General features: G+C 73.7%; 3 protein-coding genes. All 3 read left to right on the top strand.

What is annotated here, in order from left to right; translation table 11 throughout:
* The first annotated feature begins 62 nt into the window (after positions 1-62).
* Positions 63-734 carry a response regulator transcription factor gene (locus tag ETD85_RS61460; RefSeq protein ID WP_138698965.1) on the top strand — a complete coding sequence of 224 codons (672 nt, stop codon included), beginning with the start codon at positions 63-65 and terminating at the stop codon, positions 732-734.
* The gene (locus ETD85_RS61455; protein ID WP_138698964.1) at positions 731-2,059 is read left to right on the top strand and encodes a sensor histidine kinase; all 1,329 of its coding nucleotides are present in this window, start codon (positions 731-733) and stop codon (positions 2,057-2,059) included. Before ETD85_RS61460 ends, ETD85_RS61455 begins: the two co-directional genes overlap by 4 nt.
* A 123-nt stretch (positions 2,060-2,182) precedes the next feature.
* Positions 2,183-2,728: cation:proton antiporter domain-containing protein (locus tag ETD85_RS61450; RefSeq protein WP_206059636.1), on the top strand; the 546-nt coding region annotated here is incomplete at its 3' end.

Below are 2,728 nucleotides of genomic sequence, written 5' to 3'. Positions count from 1 at the left end.
GTGTCTTAGGGTCTCGTGGGTGCGGAGATGTGTATAAGAGTCAGGGCGAGGAGAGTGTCATCATGCACGTCCTAGTGGCCGATGACGATGAAGCGGTGCGCCGCTCGCTGACGCACGCGCTCGCCCGCGAGGGCTACCACGTGAGCACGGCCGCCGACGGCCTGCGCGCGCTGGAGGCCGCCGGTGGCGGGCGGCAGGATGCGGTGGTGCTGGACATCATGATGCCCGAGCTGGACGGGCTGGAGGTGTGCCGCCGGCTGCGGGCGGGCGGCGACCGTACGCCGATCCTGATGCTGACGGCGCGTGATCTGGTCGCCGACCGGGTGGCCGGGCTGGACGCCGGGGCCGACGACTACCTGGTCAAGCCGTTCGCGCTGGAGGAGCTGCGGGCCCGCCTGCGCGCCCTGCTGCGGCGCAGCGGCGCGGCGGAGGAGGTGCTGCGCTTCGCCGACCTGGAGCTGGACACCGCGGCCTGCCGGGCCTCCCGTGGCCCGCGCGTGCTCGACCTGACCAGGACCGAGTACACGCTGCTGAAGGTGTTCCTGCGCAACCCGAACCGGGTGCTGAGCCGTGGCGTGATCTTCGACGCGGTCTGGGGGTACGACTTCGGCCCGTCCTCCAACGCGCTGTGGGTCTACGTCAGCTACCTGCGGGCCAAGCTGGAGGCCGGGGGCGAGCCGCGGTTGATCCAGACGGTGCGCGGGCTCGGGTACGTGCTGCGGGAGGAGCCGTGAAGCTGCGGACCAGGGTCGCGCTGGCGGGGGCGGCCGTGGTGGCGGCGGCGCTGTTGGTGGCCTCGCTGGTGCTGTATCCGTCGATGGCGGCCGGGCTGGCCGGCCAGCACGACGGGGAGCTGGTGGCGGCCGCCGGCCAGGCGCCCCGACTGCTGAAATCGTTCAAGGCCACCTCCGCGCCGCTGCCCACGCGGCCGGTCACCGTGGGCGACACGCTGCTGCAGTTCATCCCGCCTCCCCTGGAACCGGGCGGGACGGACGGCTTCGTCCCGCTCACCCTCACGGACGTCGAGGTCGCGTGGGGCAAGAGCACTCCGTACTTCCGGGACGTGAGCTACGACGGCGTGCGCTACCGGGTGTACACGGCGCAGCTGGACGAGATCGACCGGGCGCTGGTACGCACCGCGTTCGCGCTGGACCGGGACGACGCCACGCTGAGCCGGCTGCAGCTCCTGCTGGCGGCGCTGACGCTGGGCGGCGCGCTGGTCGCCGGGCTGGGCGCGCGGCTGCTGGCCGGGCGGGTGCTGCGCCCCATCGGCCGCCTGACCGAGGTGGTCGAGCACGTCACCGCCACCCGTACGCTCACCGCCGGCGGACTGGACGGCAGCGGGCGCGACGAGGTGGCCCGGCTGGCCCGCTCCTTCACCACGATGACGGGCGCGCTGAACGAGTCCGTGCTGGCCCAGCGGCGCCTGGTCGCCGACGCCTCGCACGAGCTGCGTACGCCGCTGACCAGCCTCATCACCAACCTGGAACTGCTGGGCGAAGGGCGCGGCACCGCCGACCCGCAGGCCCCGGCCCTGGTGCATGAGGCTCGCGCGCAGGCCGGGGAGCTGCGGGTGCTGGTCAACGACCTGGTGGAGCTGGCCAGGTACGGCGACGTCCAGATCCACATCGAGGACGTCCGCCTCGACCTGGTGGCCGAACGCGTGCTGGCCAGGGCGCGAGCACGCGCGCCGCACGTGCGCCTGCGGGCCGAGCTCGCCGAGTGCCTGGTGTGCGCGGACCCGGACGCCGTCGAACGCGCCGCCGCCAATCTCGTCGACAACGCGATCAAGTGGAGCCCGCCGGGCGGCGAGGTGCTGGTGCGGGTGGACACGGACGGCACGCTGTCGGTCGCGGACCAGGGGGCCGGCATCGCGCCCAAGGACCTGCCCTTCGTCTTCGACCGCTTCTACCGCGCCGAGGCGGCCCGCTCGCTGCCCGGCTCGGGGCTCGGCCTGGCCATCGTGCGGCAGATCGCCGAGGCGCACGACGGCACCGTACGGGCCGAGCCGCTCCGGCAGGGGGTCCGGCTGGTCCTGTCCCTGCCCGTGGCGACCTGAGCCCGGCCGCGGTCCTCGTCATCGCGCCCCGTCACGGCGGGACGAGGTGTGACGAGCGAGAGTAGGCGGAAGGATGCGCTTTTGAGGTGACTGTTCTGAGATCAGCAGGGCAGCTGGCCAGGGATGACCACCCCCGATCTCGTCCTGGCCCTCGGCGGCGCCGCGGCGCTGCTCGCCGCCGCCCTGCCCGGACTGCTCTCCCGCCGCGCGCTCTCCCCTCCCCTGGTCTACCTGCTCGGCGGCGTGGGGCTGTACCTGCTGCCGATCGGGCTTCCCGAGCCCGACCCCATCGCCCACCGGGTCGCCGTCGAGCACATCACCGAGATCTGCGTGCTGGTCTCGCTCATGGGCGCGGGGCTGGCGCTCAACCGGCGGGTCGGGTTACGGAGCTGGTCGACGACGTGGCGGCTGCTCGGCTGGGCGATGCCGCTGACCGTCGCCGGGGTCGCGGCGGCGGCGATGGGCCTGCTGGGCTGGCCGCTCGCCGCCGCGCTCCTGCTCGGGGCGGTGCTCGCGCCCACCGACCCCGTGCTCGCCTCTGACGTCAGCGTGGGCGAGCCCGTCGACGCCGAGAACGCCGACGACGAGGTCCGCTTCGCGCTCACCTCGGAGGCCGGGCTGAACGACGGCCTGGCCTTCCCATTCGTGTACGCCGCCATCGCCCTGGCC

Origin of the sequence: Nonomuraea zeae (genome assembly GCF_005889725.1) — a bacterium.
GTDB classification, from domain to species: Bacteria; Actinomycetota; Actinomycetes; order Streptosporangiales; family Streptosporangiaceae; genus Nonomuraea; species Nonomuraea zeae.
This window is presented reverse-complemented; position numbering and strand designations above follow the sequence as displayed.

Bases quoted from the DNA above. Each gene is read 5' to 3' on its own strand.
- ETD85_RS61460 (WP_138698965.1), top strand. From the start codon at position 63: ATGCACGTCCTAGTGGCCGATGACGATGAAGCGGTGCGCCGCTCGCTG.